The organism is Brevundimonas sp., assembly GCF_013912065.1.
Taxonomy (GTDB): Bacteria; Pseudomonadota; Alphaproteobacteria; order Caulobacterales; family Caulobacteraceae; genus Brevundimonas.
In genome coordinates this window covers 1-12,254 of sequence record NZ_JACESA010000011.1, presented here as the reverse complement: position 1 = coordinate 12,254, position 12,254 = coordinate 1, and the positions used below count along the sequence as shown (strand labels likewise).

General features: G+C 70.1%; 14 protein-coding genes. 8 read left to right on the top strand and 6 right to left on the bottom strand.

Annotated elements, in window-relative coordinates:
* Positions 1 to 82: 82 nt before the first annotated feature.
* The 3 genes from H2037_RS10740 to lspA all read right to left on the bottom strand — a co-directional run bounded on the left by H2037_RS10740 (position 83) and on the right by lspA (position 1,596).
* Positions 83 to 487 (bottom strand): helix-turn-helix domain-containing protein, encoded by a 405-nt coding sequence (locus H2037_RS10740; protein ID WP_082382792.1) that lies wholly within the window; start codon positions 485 to 487, stop codon positions 83 to 85.
* Positions 488 to 571: 84 nt separating this feature from the next.
* Positions 572 to 1,114 (bottom strand): MAPEG family protein, encoded by a 543-nt coding sequence (locus H2037_RS10735; protein WP_054765661.1) that lies wholly within the window; start codon positions 1,112 to 1,114, stop codon positions 572 to 574.
* Positions 1,111 to 1,596, bottom strand: a complete 486-nt coding sequence (lspA, locus tag H2037_RS10730; RefSeq protein ID WP_054766930.1) for a signal peptidase II — start codon at positions 1,594 to 1,596, stop codon at positions 1,111 to 1,113. The genes H2037_RS10735 and lspA overlap by 4 nt, the downstream gene beginning before the upstream one ends.
* Before the next feature lie 196 nt (positions 1,597 to 1,792).
* On the opposite strand from lspA, the gene H2037_RS10725 reads away from it, so the two are divergent.
* From H2037_RS10725 to H2037_RS10690, 8 genes are all read left to right on the top strand, one after another.
* Positions 1,793 to 2,443 (top strand): cation transporter, encoded by a 651-nt coding sequence (locus H2037_RS10725; protein ID WP_054765662.1) that lies wholly within the window; start codon positions 1,793 to 1,795, stop codon positions 2,441 to 2,443.
* Positions 2,440 to 3,090, top strand: a complete 651-nt coding sequence (locus H2037_RS10720) for a class I SAM-dependent methyltransferase (protein WP_054765663.1) — start codon at positions 2,440 to 2,442, stop codon at positions 3,088 to 3,090. Before H2037_RS10725 ends, H2037_RS10720 begins: the two co-directional genes overlap by 4 nt.
* A 68-nt stretch (positions 3,091 to 3,158) precedes the next feature.
* Entirely contained in the window at positions 3,159 to 3,488 is a 330-nt protein-coding gene (locus tag H2037_RS10715) for a hypothetical protein (protein WP_066624846.1), read from the top strand.
* A gap of 53 nt (positions 3,489 to 3,541) precedes the next feature.
* Positions 3,542 to 4,798, top strand: a complete 1,257-nt coding sequence (locus H2037_RS10710; RefSeq protein ID WP_292121440.1) for a TolC family protein — start codon at positions 3,542 to 3,544, stop codon at positions 4,796 to 4,798.
* Complete coding sequence (locus H2037_RS10705) at positions 4,798 to 5,988, top strand: efflux RND transporter periplasmic adaptor subunit (protein WP_292121438.1); 1,191 nt, start codon at positions 4,798 to 4,800, stop codon at positions 5,986 to 5,988. The genes H2037_RS10710 and H2037_RS10705 overlap by 1 nt, the downstream gene beginning before the upstream one ends.
* A gap of 8 nt (positions 5,989 to 5,996) precedes the next feature.
* Positions 5,997 to 9,218, top strand: coding sequence for a CusA/CzcA family heavy metal efflux RND transporter (locus tag H2037_RS10700; protein ID WP_292121436.1), 3,222 nt, complete (start codon positions 5,997 to 5,999; stop codon positions 9,216 to 9,218).
* A complete protein-coding gene (locus tag H2037_RS10695; protein WP_054765668.1) occupies positions 9,218 to 9,817 on the top strand; it encodes a cation transporter in 600 nt (199 codons plus the stop codon). The genes H2037_RS10700 and H2037_RS10695 overlap by 1 nt, the downstream gene beginning before the upstream one ends.
* A gap of 118 nt (positions 9,818 to 9,935) precedes the next feature.
* The gene (locus H2037_RS10690; protein WP_292121433.1) at positions 9,936 to 11,102 is read left to right on the top strand and encodes an acyltransferase; all 1,167 of its coding nucleotides are present in this window, start codon (positions 9,936 to 9,938) and stop codon (positions 11,100 to 11,102) included.
* Here H2037_RS10690 and H2037_RS10685 read toward each other — a convergent pair.
* From H2037_RS10685 to H2037_RS10675, 3 genes are all read right to left on the bottom strand, one after another.
* The gene (locus tag H2037_RS10685) at positions 11,067 to 11,534 is read right to left on the bottom strand and encodes a DUF411 domain-containing protein (protein ID WP_066550992.1); all 468 of its coding nucleotides are present in this window, start codon (positions 11,532 to 11,534) and stop codon (positions 11,067 to 11,069) included. The genes H2037_RS10690 and H2037_RS10685 overlap by 36 nt on opposite strands.
* A 30-nt stretch (positions 11,535 to 11,564) precedes the next feature.
* The gene (locus tag H2037_RS10680) at positions 11,565 to 11,795 is read right to left on the bottom strand and encodes a hypothetical protein (protein WP_054765671.1); all 231 of its coding nucleotides are present in this window, start codon (positions 11,793 to 11,795) and stop codon (positions 11,565 to 11,567) included.
* A 72-nt stretch (positions 11,796 to 11,867) separates the two neighbouring features.
* Positions 11,868 to 12,068, bottom strand: a complete 201-nt coding sequence (locus H2037_RS10675; protein WP_066550996.1) for a hypothetical protein — start codon at positions 12,066 to 12,068, stop codon at positions 11,868 to 11,870.
* Between the last annotated feature and the right edge of the window lie 186 nt (positions 12,069 to 12,254).

The window sequence follows — 12,254 nt, the reverse complement described above, 5'->3', positions numbered from 1 at the left end:
TCATCCCGGGCCCGTTCTGACCTTCAGCGCCGACCTGCACGGCGAGGCCGAGGAGCGGTGCAAACCCGGGTCGGGTTCGTCTTCAAACCGGCGCCGAGGGATCGTGCAGGGCTTCGATCACCTTGCAGGCGGACACGCGGCCGCCGGCACATTCCGCCGTCATCCGCGAAAGCTCGCGTTGCAGGGCCCGGAGTCGGGCGATCTTATGCGTCACCTCCGCCAGATGACGTTCGGCGAGGATGCTGGCTTCGGCGCAGGGCCGATCAGGGTGATCGGACAGATCCAGCAGGGAGCGGATCGAGTCCAGATCGAAGCCCAATTGCCGTGCATGCCGAATGAACGACAGGCGGCGTTCCGCCGCGTCGTCATACATCCGCCGGTCGCTGGCGGTGCGCGGGGCGGCGGGAAGCAGGCCGATCTCCTCGTAGAAGCGGATGGTCGGGACCTTGACGCCGGTGGCCGCGGCGAGCTTGCCGATAGGGCGCAGGCCGGACGAGGCCGGGGAGGGCAGGGTCATCGCATCATCTCGCAGCAGCGGGCTGAAGGGCGGCAGGCGCAGGACGGAAAAGGATCATCGGCCCAGCCCCATGAGGACGATGGCGGCGCCGAAGGCGGCGATCGTGGAAGCGCCGGTAAGGGCCATGCCGAAGGCCCTGGCCGCCGCGCCCCGGGCATAACCGTGGGCGAACAACACGCGGCCGATCAGATAGAGGGCGACCAGCACCGGCAGCACGACCATCTCCTCGCCGCGCAGCACGGTGGCGAGCACCAGGTGGGCGCCCACCGCCAGGACCGTCTGCTCCAGGGTGTTCTGAAGCACGGCGGCAGGCACGGCGAGCCTCGAGCTGGGCGCCGCATAGGCGGAACCCGGCCGGTCGGCGTCGGACCGGAACCGGATGCTCGCCACGGCCCTCAAACAACCGGCGAGCCACAGGAAAACGAGGAGGTCCGCCTTCAGGGCGTAGGCCAGCCGATCAGCTGTCGCCATGTCCGGCGCGGCGCCCAGGAGACGTGGCGAAAGCCATAGCCAAGCTGACGCCACCGCCGCAGCGGTGATGAGAATCGCCAACCCCGAACGGACGGCGATCGCCTTCTGTTCGGCGGAAAAGGTCATCGCGCCGCCCGTCCCAGGGTCGACGTCGCCGGGCGGCCGTCCGAGCCCCGGACGGTCAGGAGGAGCAGCGCCACGCCGCAAACAATGGCCGCATCGGCGAGGTTGAAGGTCGGCCAGTGCGCGTCGCCCCAATGAAGATCGATGAAATCCGTCACCGCGCCGGAGCGCAGACGATCGAGCAGGTTCCCGAGCGCTCCACCGGCGATGAGGCTCGCCGCGACCGCCGTGACGGCGCTTCGCGTACGCCAGATCCAGGTCAGCAGGACGCCGATGATCAGGAATGCCACGGCGCTCAGGGCCCATCGTCCCACCGCGCCCGAGTCTGCGAACAGGCCAAAGGTGACGCCGGGATTGAATCCCAAACGCAGCGCGAGGAACGGCGTGAGGTCCACCGGGCTCTCGAGTCGGGCGCGAGCCGCGGCCTTGGCGGCCTGATCCAGAGCGGCGATCAGCATGAAGAACGAGAAGGCGATCGCCCGCATGCGGCTGGGACCGCGTCGCGACGGGTGCATCGTGATCATGAGGCCTCCTGTGGATTTCGTCCGATTGTGCGTCCTCTAGCTACTAGAGGATCAAGTCGGTTCCGCCAAACCGCGTCTTTTTGGGCGAGGCATCCATTTTTGTTCTTGATCCTCGAGCGACTGGAGGATGCATTCTCGTGGTGAAAGGCGGACTTCGATGACTGACTCCCTCTCGTCCCCCGAACCGGCGGCCGCCGGCTGCGGCTGCGGCGCGGCCGTCAAGTTCGACGGCGCCACGCCGGCCTATCGCCGCATCCTGATGGCGGTGATCGCTATCAACGGCGCCGCCTTCCTGGCCATCGCCGGCGGCGCGGCCCTGCAGGGCTCGGCCTCGCTGGGTGCCAACGCCCTCGACTTCCTGGCCGACGCCGCCACCTACGGCATCAGCCTGGCCGTGATCGGGCGCTCGGTCGCCGTGAGATCCGGGGCCGCCATCATCAAGGGCGCCAGCCTCGCGGCGCTGGCGCTGTTCATCCTTGGCTACGCGATCTGGCGGGCGACCTCGGGGGCGCCCCCGGAAGGCGTCGTCATCACCGGCCTGGGCGCCCTGGGCTTTTTCGCCAACGCCCTGGCCGCGCTGCTGCTGGTCCGCCATCGCGAAGGCGACGCCAATGTCCGTTCGGTCTGGCTGTGCACGCGCAACGACCTGATCCAGAGCCTGGTGGTCGCGGCCACGGGCGTGGCCGTCTGGTTGACCGCCTCTCGCTGGCCCGACCTGATCGCCGGCGCGATCCTGGCGGTGGTCTTCCTGCAATCCGGCTGGTCGATCATTCGTCAGTCCCGCGAAGAACTGAAGGCCGCCGCGTGACCGCGAACTTCACCCCCGCGCTCGGCCATACAGCCCTGAGCGGGCTGTATGATCCGGCCATCGCGCTTTTGACCCGGGAACCGCTGTGGCGGAGCCGCCTTCTCGAACAGGTGGCTCCGTCCCCTGGCGAGACGATCATCGATCTTGGATGTGGAACCGGCTCATTCGCGATCGCCATGGCGAACCGGGCGCCGGACGCGCGCATCTTCGGCCTCGATCCCGACGGCGACATCCTCAGGCGGGCCGAGACGAAGACGGCCGCTGCAGGTCAGGCCGTCCGTTTCATCCAGGGGTTTTCGCGCGATGTGGCGGCGCTCCTGGGCGAGGACGCCGCCGACAAGGTGGTCTCCAGCTTGGTCTTCCATCAGCTGCCCATGGCCGAGAAGCGAGCGGGCCTCGCCGCGAGCCTGCGGGCGCTCAAGCCGGGCGGAACGCTGCATGTCGCGGACTACGGCCGCCAGTCGGGTGCGATGCGCGTGCTCTTCCGCCTGGTGCAGTCTCTGGACGGCTACGAAAACACCCAACCGAACGCCGACGGCGTTCTGCCTACGCTGATGGCCGAGGCCGGCTTCACACAGGTTCAAGTGCTCGATGTCATCCCGACCGCCACCGGATCCATCTCTCTGTATCGGGCGGTGCGACGATGAGGCGATTGATGTCGCGGCGCACCGTGTTATGGGACGGCATGGGGTTTCCCTCGACTAGGCATGGGTGGATGGCGGCGCTGCTCGCGTCGTTCCTGGCCCTGTTCGTCCTGGTTTCCGCAGCCGACGCCTTCGCCTGCGCACCCGAGACCGGAAGCTTGCAAGGCCTGGCCGCGTCGGACGTCGTCGCTGTGTCCGATACAGGTCACGGCGAACGCAAGGACGCAGCAGGTCAGGTCGCCTGCGCCCACGGCCATTGCCACCATTGCGGCATTACCGCGCCGCCGGCCATTGACGACATGAGGTCGATGGCCCTCGATCGCGCGCCCTTGGCGCCATCGCTCGATCAGGCGCCGGCCTCCCGGATGCCCGCCGGTCCCATGCGCCCGCCCAGAACCTGACGTGACCTCGCGTTCGCGCGCGCCCTTCACGTCAACCTTCCGGGACATGAGACATGCCATCCCCTATTCGCCGCTTGCCGCCTTTCGCGGTCGGCTGCGCTGTGGTCGCCCTGACGACCGCCTTGACCGGCCCGGCCTGGGCCGATCCCGCGCCATCCTTCCGGACCCTGCTTGAGCGCATCGGGGCCAGCCCCGCCGCGGCCGAGGCCGACGCCTTGCTCGAAGCGGCCGAGGCCCGGGTGCGCCAGGCGCGCGTGCGGCCCAACCCGACCGCCGCCCTCGAGGCGGAGAACGCCTTCGGCAGCGGTCCCTTTTCCGGCTACGACAACGCCGAGACCACGCTCTCGCTCACCCAGGACCTCGAACTGTGGGGCCGGCGCGGCGCCCGGGTCGAGGTGGCGCGGGCGGAGGCCGGAACGGCTTCGCTGCGTCGCGATCAGGCGGTCGTCGACGCCGCCGGACGGCTCGCACTCGCCTACGCCGAAGCGGAAGCCGCCGAGCGGCGCTTCGCCCTGGCCGAGGAGGCGCTCAGCCTGACCATCGCGGACGCCCGCGCCGCCCTGGTGCTCGTGGAGGAGGGACGCGAGCCCATGCTGCGCGGCATCCAGGCCGAGAGCGAGGCGGCGGCGGCCCGCGCGACCCGTGACGAGGCGCAGGCCGAGCGGGACGCGGCGTTCGCCCGCCTGACGGCTGTCGCGATGCTGCCCGCGCCGGTCACCTCGATCGTCGACAGCCTGCTGGACGACGCGCCGACCCGGACGGCCATCGAAGCCGCTCCCGGGGCGCCGGCCGTTCGCGTCGCCGAGGCTGAACGCGAAGCGGCCGAACGGCGGATCGCCGTCGAGCGGGTGCGCGCGCGGCCCGACGTTAGCGCCAGCGTCGGCGTTCGGCGTTACGAAGCCGAGGATGCGACAGCGCTGACCTTCGGCATCAGCATGCCGCTGCCCCTGTTCGACCGGAACCGCGGCAATATCGACGCGGCCCAGGCCGAGTTCCGCGCCGCGGACGCCCGCCTGGCCGGCGCGCGCCAGGAGGCCGAGGCCGACGGTCAGGCCGCGGTCGCCCGGCTGAACGCCTCGGTGAGCCGCGTCGCGGCCGCCGACGCCGGCGTGACCTCATCCGAGGAAGCCTATCGCCTGTCCCGGATCGGCTTCGAGGCCGGCCGCATCTCGCAACTGGAGCTGCGCGGAACCCGCGCCGCCCTCATCACCGCCCGCAACGCCGCCGTCGACGCCCGCCTGGCGCGCGTCCGCGCCGAAATCGATCTCGCGCGCCTGCAAGCGCGCGCACCCTTCGGAGGGGTCCAATAATGCGCAAGCCGCAATCCAACAGAACGCTGCTCATTGGCGGCGTCGCCGCCGTCGTCCTGCTCGGAGGCGGCGGGCTGTTCCTGGCTCTCAATCGCTCCGACGCGCGGCCGGCCGCCGAGGGCGAGGCCGGTCACGCGGAAGAGGAGGGGCACGCGGAAGGCGAGGGCGCCGAGGCCCCCGAAGGCGTCGTGGCGCTCACGGCCGAACAGATCCGCGCCGCCGGCATCGCCGTGGTCGCCGTCGGCGCCGGCGGCGGGTCAGAGACCCGGCTGGCGGGACGCGTCGAGCCCATGGTCGATGCGCGCGCCGCCGTGGCCGCCTCGGTCGGCGGCCGGGTCGAGCGCGTGCTCGTCGCGCCGGGGCAGTCCGTGCGCGCCGGTCAGGCCCTCGCCACACTGGTCAGCGGCGACGCCGCGACCTTCCGCGCCGACGCCGACGCGGCGGTGGCGCAGGCCGAAGCCGCGCGCCAGGCCTATCAGCGCGATCGCAACCTGGCCGACCAGGGCGTGGTGGCCCGGCAGGAGGTGGAGACCTCCCGAGCCCAGTCACTCAGCGCCGAGGCGTCGGCGCGCGCCGCCCGCGCCAGGGCTTCGGCGGCCGGATCGCCAAACGCTTCGGGACGGCTGAGCGTGACCAGCCCGATTTCGGGCGTCGTCACCTCGGTGCAGGTCGGCCCCGGAGGCTTTGTCCCCCAGGGCGGCGTCGTCGCCGAGGTCACCAACCCCGCGCGGATTGAACTGGTCTTCAACGCGCCGCCGGCTCTGGCCGCCCAGGTCCGCGCCGGATCGCGCCTGAGGGCGACCGGGCCCAACGGGGAATTCGAAGCCGTCGTCACCGGCGTGGCGCCCGGCGCCGGCGCCGAGAGCGGCGCGACGATCATTCGGGCCCGGCCGTCGGGCGTGTCGCTGCCGCCGACGGGATCCGCCGTCACCGGCGCCATCGTTACGGGCGATGCCGTCCCCGGCGGCCTGACGGTCCCCAGCGAAGCCGTGCAGACCATCGAAGGCGCGACGGTCGTGTTCGTTCAGGTCCAGGGCGGCTTCCGGGCCGTCCCGGTGCTGGCCGGTCGTCAGGCGGGAGGGCGCACGGAGATCCTGCGCGGCCTCGACGAGGGTGAACGCATCGCCGCCGCCAACGCCTTTCTCTTGAAAGCCGAACTCGCCAAGGGCGAGGCCGGCGATGACGACTGAGGCGCGGCATGTTCAAATCCATCATTGAAGCCTCGGTGCGCTTCCGCTGGTTCGTTGTGTTGGCGACCGCGCTGGTCGCCGCGCTCGGTCTGTTCGAACTGACCAAGCTGCCGATCGACGCCGTTCCGGACATCACCAACCGGCAGGTCCAGATCACCACCGTCGCCCCGGCGCTCGCGCCGGAACAGATCGAGCGGCAGGTCACCTATCCGCTCGAGACGGCCATGGCCGGCATTCCCGGACTGACCAGCACTCGCTCGTTGAGCCGCAACGGCTTCAGCCAGATCACGGTCATCTTCACCGACCAGACGGACATCTATTTCGCGCGCCAGCAGGTGGCCGAACGCCTCGCCCAGGCGCGCGAAAGCATGCCCGAGGGCGTGGAGCCGGCATTGGCGCCGATCACCACCGGCCTCGGCGAGGTCCTGATGTGGACCGTGGACTATCTGCCGTTCAACAGCCGCAACCTCGCCCGGCCGGGACAACCCGGCTGGCAGCCAGGCGGCGTCTACCTGACCCCCGAGGGGGAGCGGTTGACCACGCCCGAGGCGCGCGCCACCTACCTGCGCACTGTTCAGGACTGGATTGTCGCGCCGCAGATGCGGACGACGCCCGGGCTCGCCGGCGTCGACACCATCGGCGGCTATGTGAAGGAATACGCCGTCCGCCCCGACGCCGCCCGCCTGTCAGCGTATGGGCTGGGGCTGGGCGACCTCGTCACGGCCCTGGAGCGGGCCAACACCCAGGCCGGAGCCGGCTACGTCCAGCGCGGCGGCGAGGCGCTGACCGTCCGGACCGACGCCCTGGCCTCCACCGTCGAGGATCTTGCCCAGGCCCCGGTCGTCAACCGGGGCGGCCTGGTGGTGCGCGTCGCCGATGTGGCGACGGTCGAGGTCGGGCAAGCTCCGCGGCTGGGCGGCGCGAGCCGCGATGGCCACGAGTCGGTGCTCGGCACGGCCTTGATGATCGCCGGCGGCAACAGCCGCACCGTGGCCCAGGCCGCCGGAGAGCGCCTCGAGGAGGTGCGCGAGACCCTGCCCCCCGGGATCGAGGCGGTGACCGTGCTCGACCGAAGCGCCCTGGTGAACTCCACCATCGGCACGGTGGCGCGCAATCTGACCGAAGGCGCCCTGCTCGTCATCGTCGTGCTGTTCCTGCTGCTGGGGAACCTGCGGGCGGCGAGCATCACCGCCCTGATGATCCCGATCAGCTTCCTGTTCGCCGTCATCGGCATGAACCGCTTCGGCATCAGCGGAAACCTGATGAGCCTCGGCGCCCTGGATTTCGGCCTGTTGGTCGACGGGGCGGTGGTGGTGGTGGAGAATACCCTGCTGATGATGACCCGGCGGCGCGCGGAATTGGGCCGCATGCTCAGCCGTCACGAACGACTGGACGTCGCCATGGCCGCGGCCCGGCAGATGGTGAAGCCGGCCGCCTTCGGCCAGCTGATTATTCTGCTGGTCTTCACCCCCCTGCTGATGCTCGAGGGCGTGGAGGGTAAGACCTTCATTCCCATGGGGGCGACCGTCATGCTCGCCCTGGTCGGCGCCTTCATCTTCTCCTTCACCTTCGTCCCGGCCATGACTGCGCTGCTGGTACGCGACCCGAAAAGCGCCCACCTCGACGCCAACGACCGCGTGCAGGAGCACGAAACCCGCGTCCTGCGCTTCGCCCGCCGCTGGATCCAACCCGCGATCAGCGCCGCCGTAGACAAGCCCCGTGTCGTGCTCGCCTCGGCCCTGGGCGCCTTGGTCGTCGGCAGTCTGGCCTTCGCCACCCTCGGCCGGGAGTTCATTCCCACCCTCGATGAGGGCGATATCGCCATGCAGGCCCTGCGGGTGCCGTCCGCTTCGCTGGACCAGTCCCTGGCTATGCAGATGGCCCTCGAGCGGGTCGTCAAAGCCCAGCCCGAGGTGGAGACGGTGTTCTCGCGCACCGGCACGGCGGAGGCCGCCGTCGATCCCATGCCGCGTAACATCTCCGACAGCGTGATCATCCTCAAGGACCGAGGCGACTGGCCAGACCCGGGCCTCGAAAAGGAGGCGCTCATCGAGCGCATAGAGGAGGCGGTTAGTCAGCAGATCGGCAATAATTTCGAGTTCAGCCAGCCAATCGAACTGCGCTTCAACGAACTGATCTCCGGCGTCCGGACCGATTTGGCGGTGCTGGTCTACGGCGACGACTTCGACACCCTGCAGAGGGTCGGCGAGCAGGTGGCTCGCGCATTGGAGGAAACACCGGGTTCCGCCGACGTTCGAGTGGAACAGGCGTCGGGGTTGCCGACGCTGACGGTCAGCGTCGACCGCTTCGCGGCGGCCAACTACGGCCTGTCGGCGGCGGACGTCTCGGAGGCGGTCTCCACCGCCATCGGCGGAACAGAGGCTGGACGCATCTTCGAAGGGGATCGGCGCTTCGACGTTGTCGTCCGTCTGCCCGAGGCGACCCGCAACGATCCAACCAGCCTGGCCGCCCTGCCGATCGTCTCCTCCACCGGCGTGGTGGTGCCCCTGTCCTCGGTGGCGCGCATCCAGACCGCCGAGGGGCCCAACCAGATCAGCCGCGACAACGGCAGTCGGCGCATGGTGGTGCAGGCCAACGTCCGCGGCCGGGATCTCGGCGGTTTCGTCACGGATGCGCAGACGCGGGTGGAGCGGATCGATCTTCCGCCGGGCGTCCGGCTCGATTGGGGCGGTCAGTTCGAGAATCTCAAGCGCGCCGAACAGCGTCTGGGCCTCGTGGTTCCGATCGTATTCATCCTCATCGGGGTCCTGCTTTTCATGGCCCTCGGCTCATTCGCTGAAGCCGGTCTGGTGTTCGCCTGCGTCCCGCTCGCCTTGGTCGGCGGGGCCCTGGCGCTGCTCTTGCGCGGCATGCCCTTCTCCGTCTCGGCGGCGGTCGGCTTCATCGCCGTCTCGGGGGTGGCGACCCTGAATGGCCTGGTGCTGATGCAGGCCATCCGCGAGCGGCTGACGGCGGGCCTGGCGCCGCGTGAGGCCGCGATCGAAGGGGCGTCCAGCCGCCTGCGGGCGGTTCTGACCACCGCCCTGGTGGCCATCGTGGGCTTTATTCCCATGGCCATCGCCCACGGGGCCGGGGCCGAGGTCCAGAAACCATTGGCCACAGTGGTCATCGGGGGCCTTTTGACGGCGACTGCGTTGACACTGCTGGTGTTGCCCACCTTCGCCGCCAAGGCGGTGAAGCATCGCAAGGCGGAAGGGATCGAGGATTGATGAGCGAACGAGACGAGACGGAAGGCGTCCAGCGCCGCACCCTGCTGGTGGTGTTGATCCTCAACGCCGCCCTGTTTGTAGGGCTCGGGATCGGCGGCTTGCTCGCCGATTCCAGCGCTCTGCTGGCCAATGCCCTGGACAATGCGTCTGACTCCGCCGTCTACCTCATCAGCTTTCTGGCGGTGGGCCGCGCCCTGATCTGGAAGACCCGCGCCGCCCGGGCCTCCGGAATCCTGCTGCTGATCTTCGCTGCGGGCGTCCTGCTGGACGTGCTGAGACGAACGCTGATGGGGACGGAGCCCATAGGCTGGACGATGATGGGCATGGCGGTGGTCGCCGCCATCGTGAACCTGGTGTGCCTGGAACTGATCCGGCGCCAACGCAGCGAGGATGTGAACATGAAGGCCGCCGAGACCTTCAGCTTCAACGATTTCGCCTCCAACGGCGGCATCCTGATCGCGGGTGGCCTGGTCCTGTGGCTGGATCAGTCCTGGCCGGATCTGGTCGTGGGCCTAATCGTGGCCGGCATCGCCGTGAAGGGCGGCGTCGACATCCTCCGCGACTCCCGGGCCGAAACGAGAGCGGGGGAAGAAGCCTGAGTGACGACGGCGGCTACGCCCATGATCACACGGCCGGGGCCAAAGCCCGGGTCGGTGGCGAAGTGAGCGGCCCGCGCTGATAACCATTCCTTGCCCCGTTGCGGACTAGGCTGCGCCCATGGTCCGCAGCGACGCCGCGCCGATGAAGTCCCGCCCACCGCGCATCGCCCGCGGCGGCTGGCTCGACGCGCTCCGCTTCATCGTCGGGGCGCTGATCATCCTCTACCATTTCCGCGAGGCCTCGCCGGTCCCGCTGCCCCAGCTGCATCCGGTGTTCGACCGCGGCTATCTGCTCACCGACTTCTTCATCATCGACTCCGGTTACGTCCTGGCGCGCATCTACGGCGACCGGCTCGCCGCCGGTCAGGCGTCGCTGCGCGCCTATGCGCGCCAGCGGCTGCTGCGGGTCATTCCGGCCCACCTCGTCGTCAGCCTTATCCTCGTCGTCCTCGTCGGCGGCGCGGCTCTGGCGGGGATCGCGCCCAGCAACCCGCGCTGGTTCGACTGGTCGCAGCTGCCGGCCCAGGTGCTGCTGCTCCAGGCCTGGGGCGTGCCGGGCGGGCAGGGGTGGAACGCCCCGACCTGGACGCTCTCGGCCCTGATTGCCTGCTACCTCCTGCTGCCCTGGATCTGCCGGGCCCTGTGGCGCTGGGCGCCGATCGCCGTGGTGATCGGCGCGACGCTGCTGGTCGTCGGCGCCGACCTCGCGGCCTCGCTGTGGCTCGGCGATCCGATCTACCGCCTGCCGATGCGCTACGGCGTCCTGCGCGCCTTGCCGCTGTTCCTGCTCGGGGTCGCGGCGGCCTTCTACGGTTCACGCGTCTATGTCGCATCCCGTCTGGCCGGCGCGATCGGGGTCGGCGCCGCCATCGCGCTTGTCATCCTTCAGGCCTTCGGCGCCTTCAGCCTGTTGTCGCTGGGCCTGATGACCGTGATCATCTGGGCCGCCGGGGCCGTATCGGTGCGCAGGCCGTCACGCCTGATCGAACATCTGGCCCTGATGTCGTTCTCGATGTTCCTGACCAATGAGGTCACCCGTATCGTTTGGTTCGGCCTGCTCGACGCCCTGGGCCAGGACGCCCTGTCGTCGGGGGTTCGCTGGGCGCTGTGGTCGATCGGTTTCATCGGCGCCTTCGCGGCCGCGGCGGTGTTCCGCTATGGCTTCGACCGGCCGGTGCAGAGCTGGCTCAACCCGTCGCGCGTCAGGCTGGCGGCTGCGGACAGGAACGCACCCGCGACGCCTCGGGCGTCAGGCGCCGTTGTGGCGGCCGAACACGCGGGTTGAACCATCGTTGAGGATCAGGACGGTCGTATAGGGTTCGCGCCCGGCGGCTTCCATGCCCGGCGAGCCAGCCGGCATGCCGGGGGCGCTCAGCGCCCGGGCGGCGGGGCGTTCGCTGAGCAGCCGGTCGACGTCGCCGGCCGGAACATGGCCCTCGATCGCATAGGGGCCGACGACCGCCGTGTGGCAGGAGGCCAGCCGGTCCGGAACGCCATGTTGCGCCCGGGTCGGCGCGAGATCTTCGCGCTCGACGACCTCGACGGTCCAGCCGGCCTGGCGCATGTGGGCGATCCAGCCGCCGCAGCAGCCGCACCAGGGCGTCTTGTAGGCGGTCATCCGCTTCGGCGGCGCGGCGAGGGCCGGGGCGGCGAAGGCGGCGAGGGACAGGCCGCTCAGGATGGACCGGCGGTCAAGGATGGTCGGAGAACGGTTCATGGCGGTCCTGGGTGACGATGACGCCGCGGCTTAGCCGGGCGTGTGACCTGCGTGCCCGCCGCTCTGCGGCGTTTCGGGAGCGGGCGCCGGAGCCGGGGCGGGTGCGTCCGGAGCCGGGGCCGGAGCGTTCATCTCGTCGCAGCACTCCATGGCGGCGCCGGGGGCCATGTCCTTGCAGCAGGCGCAGGCCTCCGCCGCGAGCACCGCGCCGGCGCTGAGGGCGAGGAAGGCGGCCGCCGCGGCGGCGATCTTGAGGGTCATCGCGGGTCTCCTTGAAATCGAGCCGCCTTGATCGGCCCGCGGGCGTCCGCCGTCAATGGGCGACCCCTGCGGTCAGGTGTCCACCCGTTCGACCGCGACCCAGCGTCCGCCGCGCTTCTCGACCACGAAGCGGGCGGACGTTTCCTCGAAGGCCGGCACGTCGCCGTCCCGGAACCAGATCCACGGGCGCGACCGGCTGCCCGGGCGCACGAAATAGGCGCGGCTGGAGCCGGCGTCCTGCCATTCGATGGTGACGGTCTTGCGGAGGGGCATGGCAAGAACAAAAGCAGAACACGAAGCGGGGTCAAGCCGGCTTCGCGCGCCCGCCGTCGTCATCCACAGGCGCACGCCGGGACGCCGCCCAGAAGGCTAAGTCCGTATGTCCTTTCCCTCGTCCGGCGTGATGCCGGATGCTGCAGCCTTCAGCAGCGTCGAGGAGGAAGGAATGGACAGGCTCTT

Excerpts from the sequence above, each read along its gene's own strand:
- H2037_RS10695 (WP_054765668.1), top strand. The coding sequence starts at position 9,218 with ATGAGCGAACGAGACGAGACGGAAGGCGTCCAGCGCCGCACCCTGCTG.
- H2037_RS10705 (WP_292121438.1), top strand. The coding sequence starts at position 4,798 with ATGCGCAAGCCGCAATCCAACAGAACGCTGCTCATTGGCGGCGTCGCC.
- H2037_RS10725 (WP_054765662.1), top strand. The coding sequence starts at position 1,793 with ATGACTGACTCCCTCTCGTCCCCCGAACCGGCGGCCGCCGGCTGCGGC.
- H2037_RS10715 (WP_066624846.1), top strand. The coding sequence starts at position 3,159 with ATGGCGGCGCTGCTCGCGTCGTTCCTGGCCCTGTTCGTCCTGGTTTCC.
- H2037_RS10675 (WP_066550996.1), bottom strand. The coding sequence starts at position 12,068 with ATGCCCCTCCGCAAGACCGTCACCATCGAATGGCAGGACGCCGGCTCC.
- H2037_RS10685 (WP_066550992.1), bottom strand. The coding sequence starts at position 11,534 with ATGAACCGTTCTCCGACCATCCTTGACCGCCGGTCCATCCTGAGCGGC.
- H2037_RS10700 (WP_292121436.1), top strand. The coding sequence starts at position 5,997 with ATGTTCAAATCCATCATTGAAGCCTCGGTGCGCTTCCGCTGGTTCGTT.
- H2037_RS10690 (WP_292121433.1), top strand. The coding sequence starts at position 9,936 with ATGGTCCGCAGCGACGCCGCGCCGATGAAGTCCCGCCCACCGCGCATC.
- lspA (WP_054766930.1), bottom strand. The coding sequence starts at position 1,596 with ATGCGGGCGATCGCCTTCTCGTTCTTCATGCTGATCGCCGCTCTGGAT.
- H2037_RS10680 (WP_054765671.1), bottom strand. The coding sequence starts at position 11,795 with ATGACCCTCAAGATCGCCGCCGCGGCGGCCGCCTTCCTCGCCCTCAGC.
- H2037_RS10710 (WP_292121440.1), top strand. The coding sequence starts at position 3,542 with ATGCCATCCCCTATTCGCCGCTTGCCGCCTTTCGCGGTCGGCTGCGCT.
- H2037_RS10735 (WP_054765661.1), bottom strand. The coding sequence starts at position 1,114 with ATGACCTTTTCCGCCGAACAGAAGGCGATCGCCGTCCGTTCGGGGTTG.